Raw genomic sequence first — 7,167 nt, forward strand, 5'->3', positions numbered from 1 at the left:
GCTGGAGGAGCTGATCCGTACGGAGATCCCGGCACACGTGGGCTTCGACCTGGAGGTCCTGTGATCTGCGAGACGTGCGGGCAGGTGGGGCTGTCGAAGCTGCTGGGGTTGTCGGAGCTGCTGGGGTTGCTGGGGCAGGCGAGGCTGTCGGGGTCGGCGCAGTGGACGGGGCGGACGGGCGTGCCGGGGGCGTCGTGGTCCCGTCCTGCGGCTCCTCCCACTCCAGGTACGCCTGGCACGACGTGCAGAACTGCGTCCCCGGCACGTTGTTCTGCCCGCACGTCTCGCAGATCACAGGACCTCCAGGTCGAAGCCCACGTGTGCCGGGATCTCCGTACGGATCAGCTCCTCCAGCCGCACCCGGTCGACCTGGTACGGCTGCGCGGCCCGGACCCGGACCGTCACCCACGGCCGCGGGCCGCCCGGGAACCGGGTGTGCGGCGTCGACGACCACGCCGTGCCGCCGCTCTCCACGATGTCCGGCTCGATCCCGGTCTCCAGGAACACCGCCTCCGCGAGTCCCCGCCGGGTGCCGCGCCTGCTGTGCCGTTCCACCGCGCCGCGCACCGCGGCCCGCCGCTGCCGGACCGGATGGTTCGCGCGGGTGTCGACGGCCACCCACTCGGCCAGCCAGGCGAGGAAGTCCTCGGGCGCGCTGCGGGGGTCGAGGTGGGCGGGCAGGTTGTCGATGGAGAGCAGGACCGGGGCGAGCACCTCGTCGAGCGCCGCCAGGAACCGGCGCAGGAAGTCCTGCTCCAGGTAGACCGCCGGGAGTTGCTCGATCAGCGGGTGCGGGGTCGGCAGGCCGGTCACGGAAGTGCGCATGGCGGTCAGGCCCCCCGTACCCGGAGCTGGTGCTCGTAGCTGAAGACCAGCGCGTGCCGGTCCAGCACGATCTTGGTGGTGGGTTCGCCGCGCTGCCCGGTCACGGGGTCGGCGGGGAAGAGCCGTACGTCCTCCACCAGGTCCACCCCCGGCACCTGTTGCAGCACGGCGAACGCCTCGCCCGACTGGATCGGCCGCCCGAACGGCCAGCCGTCCTCGCCGGGGCCGCCGCTCAGCGGGTTGAAGTAGCGGTAGAGGGCCTCCAGCGCCTCCTCGCGCACCCGTTCCGGCACGGCGCCCCGGCGGGCCTGCACCGAGGCGACGACGGTGACCCCCTGGTAGTACGGCGGCTCGACCACCAGCCGGGCGCCGATGGGCCGGCGCTCGTCCAGGTGGCCCGCGATCAGGGCCAGGGTGTGCTGCGGCGGGATGAGTTCGTCGAACTGGATGCGGCCCTGTTCGTCGCTGCGCCCGGCCGGTACGACGAGCAGCCGCACCCCGCCCGCCTCGACGTCCGGGTCCCCGCCGGCCGGGATGCACTGCACCCGGGACGCGTCGGGCGCGACCTCGCGGGCCAGCAGTTCGTAGTCGTGCGGCACCACGGCCCGGTGCAGCGTCCGCAGCGTCATCGGACCGCGCACCCGCGCGCTCTCCACCGTCTCGCCGTCGACCCCGCCGAGTGCCGGGCGGCGGTTCTCCACCCGGGCCACGTACGGGATGGCGCTGCGCAGCACCCGGAGGGTGGAGCGGGCCACGTTGCCGCGCAGGCCCCCGCCGGTGCGGTACGAGCGCACCCGCACGGTGGCGCCCTTCGGCGGCACCTTCCCGTAGTAGCGGATGGAGCCGTCCCGTTCCCGTACCGCGGGACCGAACTCGACCCGCCCCGAGTTGGGGTCGAGCGTGATGTGCCGGTCGTCGGGTCCGGAGTGCGCGAAGTCGTCGACCCGGGTCCACTCCGCGCCCCGCGGTCCCGCCGACGGGTCGGCGACCTCGACGACGAACTCGCCGGGGACGACGGGCGGGCGGCTCACCGTGAAGGTCTGCCCGGGTACGCCCTCGGCCGGGCCTAGCACCTCGTCGGTCACGGTCTCGGCGTGCACGGCCCCGACGGTCGCGCCGATCGTGAACGCGGTGATCCGGCGCACCACCGGCGGCGCCATGTAGGTGGGCTGCCCGGGTTCGGCCTCCACCAGGCGGCAGCGCAGCCAGCCGCCGGTGCGGCGCACGACGACGGCCGGGGTGTGCCCCTGGGGGAGGTGCAGGATCAGTTCGCCGGACCGGTTGAAGCCGCCGGTGTCGTCCTTCTCGACCTCACAGGCCGTCCAGGCGCTGCCGTCCCACGCCTCCCAGAGCAGCGGCGGGCGCAGCGGGTCCACGCCGACGCCCTCGACCGCGCAGTCCAGCCGCAGCGCGACGACTCCCGACGGCACGGCGGTGGACAGGCCCACGTAGAGGGCGTCGCCGGGGGCGGGCGTGGTGTCGAAGCAGGGCACGGCCCGGCCGAGCGTCAGCTCCTCGGTGCGGTCGGCGGCGTCGCCGGACGCCGGCCAGGTGGCGAGGTGGGCGAACTCGCAGGGGACGATGGACAGTTCGCCGACCGTGGTGAAGACCACCGCCTCCTCGGTCTCCGTGCGCACGGTGGCGACCTCCGTGCCGGCCCGTACCCGTACCGGTTCGGGCCGGGGCGCGGAGAGCCGGAACGTCACGTCGGTACGGGCGGCGGTGGGCGGGTGCAGCCGGACCCCGATCAGGTCGAGGAAGGTCAGATAGCTCTTCTCCGGCACCCGGTTCACCCGGTAGACGAGCTGGTCGACCATGGTCGCGAAGGCTTCGATGAGGGTCACTCCCGGGTCCGACACGTTGTGGTCGGTCCACTCGGGACAGCGCTGCTGGACGAGGCGCTTCGCCTCGTCGACCAGGCCCTGGAAGCGGCGGTCGTCCAGATGCGGGCTGGGCAGCGTCACGCGCCGTCCACCTCCTCGTGCTGCGGGATCACATAGAACGGGAAGACCAGGTTCCGGGGGTCGTTGGCGCCCCGCACGGTGTAGCCGACGTCGATGTACAGGACCCCCTCGTCGGCGTCGTCGAACCGGACGACGACCTCGGTCACCTCGATCCGGGGCTCCCACCGGTCCAGCGCGAGGCGCACCTCGTACGCCAGTTGTCCGGCCGTGCCCGCGTCCGCCGGGGCGAACACGTAGTCGTTGATGCCGCAGCCGAACTCCGGTCTCATGGGGCGTTCGCCCGGTGACGTCGCCAGGATCAGCCGGATCGACTCCTCCAGTTCGTGCTCGCCGCGCACCAGGGCGATGGAACCGGTGGCGTCCGTGCGCGGCGGGAAGGCCCAGCCCGCGCCGATGAACTCCTGTCCCATGGACGCTCAGCCTCCGATCAGCACCGTCGGGCAACCGGACACGACGGGCGAGCCGCAGGCGGCGAGGTCCCCGACCCGGGCGGCGGGCCGGCCGCCGATCAGCACCGTGGCGCTGCCGGGCGGCGCGAGCACGGACGGGGCGTGCACCGCGGGCGGCGGCGAGGCGCACAGGTGCGGGGTGCCGACCGTGGCGGCGGGCAGCCCGCCGATCAGCACGGTCGGGACTCCGGGCGGCCCGACCGTGCCGGGGTGTCCGGTGGGGTCGCCGACCCGTGCGGCTGCCGCCGCGGCTGCTGACATGGCAGTCCGTTCCTCTCGCTCATGTGCGTCCGGTGCGTCTGCGCTGTTCGGTCCGTGCTGTTCGGTCCGTGCTGTTCGGTCCGTGCTGTTCGCTCCGCCCGCTCCATCCGGTTCAGACCGGCTCGTCCGGTTCCGTCCGGCTCGTCCGCGCGGTCAGTTGATCTTCACCAGGGGTGCGTTGATGGCCAGCGAGGAGCCGCCCTTGATGTCGGTGCGCTGTGTTCCGTCGATCGCGACCGTGCCGCCCCGCACGTCCACCGTTCCGCCGGTGGAGAGCTTCACCTCGCCGCTGCCGCCGTCGACGCTCACTCCGCTGCGGGAGGTCAGCGTGACGCTGTCGCCGCTCAGTTCGAGCGTTCCCTGCCCGCCGTCCAGCGCGACCCCGCGGGCCGCCTTGATGGACACCTGCTGCTTGGCCTCGATGTTCACGCTGCCGTCGCTGTTGATCACGATCACGGTGCCCTTGCGGTCGAGGTCGATCTTCAGCTTTCCGTCGCCGGTGAGCAGGCGTACGCCCTGCGGGCCGTTGGCGTCGTCCAGGATCTCCAGCTGGTTGCCGCTCCTGGAGGCGACCGAGCGCCGGTTGACGGCCCCGCTCGTCGGGTCCACCAGGGGGGCGGCGGTCTCCGGGGCGGCGGCGCCGGAGGGCGCCCCGCCGGTGGACGGTTCGCCGGACACGGCCGCGGCCACCGCCCCGGCCACACCGCCGGGACCGCCCGCGCCACCACCACCGGAACCGCCGTCCCCACTCCCCTGGGACGGCCGGTCCTTCCCGTTGTACAGACCGGCGAGGACGTACGGGCGGTCCAGGTGGCCGTGCTCGAACCCCACCAGGACCTCGTCCCCGACCTCGGGGATGAACGCCTCGCCGCCGCTGGTCCCGCCCGACTGCGCGGTGCGCGCCCAGTCGCTCGCGTACTCGTCCGACAGCCAGGGGAACCGCACCTTGACCCGGCCCGAACCGTCCGGGTCGTGGGTGTCCGTGACCGTTCCGCTGACCAGTCCCGCGCACCGCGATCCGCCGCCGGAACCCGTGCCGGGGCCACCGGCCCCCGGTCCTCCGCCGGTCAGCCCGAACAGCGAGCGCTCCTGCTGACCCGAGACGGTGAGCCAGGTCTCGTACCCGCGCACCGGGTCGAAGACGTGCCGCGACGACGTGACCGTGTACCGCCCCTCGAACGGCGCCCCCACCGCGTTGAGCGCCACCGCGCTGCCCGCCCGCACCTCCGGGTTCCCCCGGATCACCGCCTCCAGCTCCGCGAACGACCCGGCGATCCGCTCGGCCAGGGCCTTCGCCGCCCGGTCCACCTGTTCCTGTGCCCCGTACGCCGCGTCCGTGACCACGAAACGCGCCTCGCCGAACGGGGCGGACACCTCGGCCGCGCTCACCCCGAGCTCCAGCGTCGCCGACTTCCCCGCGGGGGCCCGCCCGACCAGTGGCTGCTTGGCCTTCACGTCCCAGCCGCGCACCTCGACCTCGGAGACCTGCTCGGCGGACGACACCCCGGCCCGGCAGCGCAGCAGATTGCTGCCCATCTCCAGCACCAGCGGGTTGCGGTCGGCGCGCGCCGAACCGTCCGGTGCGCCGCTCGCCTCCGCGGGCCGGGTGATGTGCAACTGCCCGTCGAGCACGTACGCCTGGGCGCCCGCCTCCTCGGCCAGGTCGCGGATGAACTCCCAGTCGGTGACGTTGGGCTGGGCGATGTGTTCGAGCACGGGCCCGGCCACGTCGACCGTGCCCGGTTTCAGCCCGGCGCGCTGGGCGACCTGGGCGCAGATGTCGGCGAGCGTCATGTTCTGGTAGCTGGCCACCCGGCGCCCGCGGAACAGCCGGTGCGACTCGTCGAGCCCGCGCACGACGGTGAAGGTGCCGGTCTCGTCGAGCTCCACCTCCAGGGCGGTGACGACCCCCTTCAGCAACGGTTTCGGCGCGGTGTCGCCACCTGCGCGGGCCAGCAGCCTGGCCTCGCTGCCGATCTTCAGCCCGGTCTGTTCCAGCAGCACCCGGTCCGGGTCGCGGAACCGGAGGAGGAACAGGTCGGGCAGCGTCCGGCTGTCGTCGACATACCCCTCGACCAGCGTGTTCACGAACTTCGGCGGCAGCGGACCGCCGCCGAACTCCACCACCAGCGCCGACGCGACGCCCGGCGGGGCCATCAGGACCGCCCTCCGTCCCGGCCCTCTTCGAGCCTGCTCAGCTCGTCGAGCGCGGGCAGCAGCAGCTGCCGTCCGGGCGCCAGCCGCAGCGGGTCGTCGATGCCGTTCGCCTCCGCGATCACCCGCCAGGCCGCCGGGTCGCCGTACTCGCGCTGGGCGAGCGACGGCAGCGAGTCCCCGGCGCCCAGCCGGTGCACCCGGCGGGCGGCCAGCGCCCCCGAGGTCGGGTTCTGGCCCGGCGTCTCGCCGCTGATCTCCTCCATCGTCACCTGGCAGACGGCCCGGATCGGTACGCCCGACGTGGTGAACAGGGTGTACTTCGCCTGCACCTGGCTGACGTAGCCGGGGAACCCGGTCAGCCCGCCCCAGTGGAAGACCACCCACGGCGGCGAGGAACGCTGCTGCTGGCGGGTCTCGTTCGTCGGCACGCAGCACGCGAAGAGCTGCTCCACCGAGGTCACCACCCGGGTGTCCTGGGTGTCGCTGGCGTCGAAGAACATCTCCACGGTGAGCTTGCTGGGCTGCGAGCCCTGGTACTCCGGCGGGCCGGAGCTCTTGGCGCCCTTGGCCGGGCTGCGCTTCCAGGAAGCGGCCTTGGTGAGGCTCAGCTCCTTGGGGTTGAACTGGAAGTCGATCCGCCCGCACGGGCCGCCGGGGGTGAGGCCGCCACCGGTCGGCGGGGTCCGCAGTTCCAGGTAGGCGTGCTCCAGCTTGGGCCGGGCCGACCCTCCCCGGCCCGTCCTCGTGGCCGCCGACGCCCCGGACGTACCGGCGGCACTGAAGGCGATGGGACCCGCACCGCTCACGACGCTCAGCCCTCCATCACATAGCCGTGATGGGCGATCTCGATCGTCTCCATCGCGACCTTGGGCGATTCGGGGGTGAAGGAGGGGCCGGTCCACCGGACGGGCACGACCTCCAGCAGCCCCCACTGGGCCACCTTCCGCCCGTCCCCGGTCCGCGCCTCGATGTGTGCCGTCTTGCGGCTGAACCCGGTCGTCATGGTGGCGAACCAGCGGGCCACCTTCTCGGTCTCCTTGGTCAGCGGCCTGGAGAGCTTCACGTTCGAGTACTTCAGGCGGGTCGGCAGCTGCCACAGATGCCCGTTGTTGCCGCCCTCCTCCCGTGTTTCGAGCACCACTTCGCAGCCCAGCCCGTCGCACGTGTTGAACGACCCGAGCTCGATGTCGTCGATCGTGACGACGAAGCAGACGCTTACGGCGGGATCGTCGTCCTGGGCGGTGGCCATGGTGCGTACCTCTCGATCTCGTCGGTCTCAGTGGCGGGTGTTGATGAGGAACCCCGCCCGTTCCCGTTCCAGTCGCAGGTCCGCCTTGAAGAGCCTGCTGAGCGGCGGGTACAGGGCGCGCACCAGCTCGTCGGTGACCACGGGCGCGCCGCCCTCCCGGCCGCCCGGSCCGGGCGGTCCGCCGGAGGCCGTGGCTCCGGGTGCGCCGCGGTCGTCGGCGGTGGGCCCGGGAGCCGGCTCGGGATCGGGGTCGGGTTCCTGG

7 protein-coding genes and 1 pseudogene are annotated in these 7,167 nt (G+C 73.2%); all 8 read right to left on the reverse strand.

Going from position 1 to position 7,167, the window contains the following annotated elements; all coding sequences use genetic code 11:
* Positions 1-291: 291 nt before the first annotated feature.
* Positions 292-825, reverse strand: coding sequence for a phage tail protein (locus EAO76_RS42645; RefSeq protein WP_148841583.1), 534 nt, complete (start codon positions 823-825; stop codon positions 292-294).
* A gap of 5 nt (positions 826-830) precedes the next feature.
* Complete coding sequence (locus EAO76_RS42650) at positions 831-2,789, reverse strand: putative baseplate assembly protein (protein ID WP_148841584.1); 1,959 nt, start codon at positions 2,787-2,789, stop codon at positions 831-833.
* On the reverse strand, positions 2,786-3,199 hold the full coding sequence (locus EAO76_RS42655; protein ID WP_148841585.1) for a GPW/gp25 family protein: 414 nt from the start codon (positions 3,197-3,199) through the stop codon (positions 2,786-2,788). The genes EAO76_RS42650 and EAO76_RS42655 overlap by 4 nt, the downstream gene beginning before the upstream one ends.
* 6 nt (positions 3,200-3,205) lie before the next feature.
* Positions 3,206-3,499, reverse strand: coding sequence for a PAAR domain-containing protein (locus EAO76_RS42660; RefSeq protein WP_148841586.1), 294 nt, complete (start codon positions 3,497-3,499; stop codon positions 3,206-3,208).
* A 153-nt stretch (positions 3,500-3,652) separates the two neighbouring features.
* Positions 3,653-5,656, reverse strand: coding sequence for a VgrG-related protein (locus tag EAO76_RS42665; protein WP_148841587.1), 2,004 nt, complete (start codon positions 5,654-5,656; stop codon positions 3,653-3,655).
* On the reverse strand, positions 5,656-6,462 hold the full coding sequence (locus EAO76_RS42670) for a LysM peptidoglycan-binding domain-containing protein (RefSeq protein ID WP_148841588.1): 807 nt from the start codon (positions 6,460-6,462) through the stop codon (positions 5,656-5,658). The genes EAO76_RS42665 and EAO76_RS42670 overlap by 1 nt, the downstream gene beginning before the upstream one ends.
* Positions 6,463-6,467: 5 nt before the next feature.
* A complete protein-coding gene (locus EAO76_RS42675; RefSeq protein WP_148841589.1) occupies positions 6,468-6,905 on the reverse strand; it encodes a phage tail protein in 438 nt (145 codons plus the stop codon).
* 27 nt (positions 6,906-6,932) lie between these two features.
* Positions 6,933-7,167, reverse strand: a pseudogene (locus EAO76_RS45650) (hypothetical protein); the annotation flags it as partial.

Origin of the sequence: Streptomyces sp. sk2.1 (assembly GCF_008120935.1) — a bacterium.
Lineage (GTDB): Bacteria > Actinomycetota > Actinomycetes > Streptomycetales > Streptomycetaceae > Streptomyces.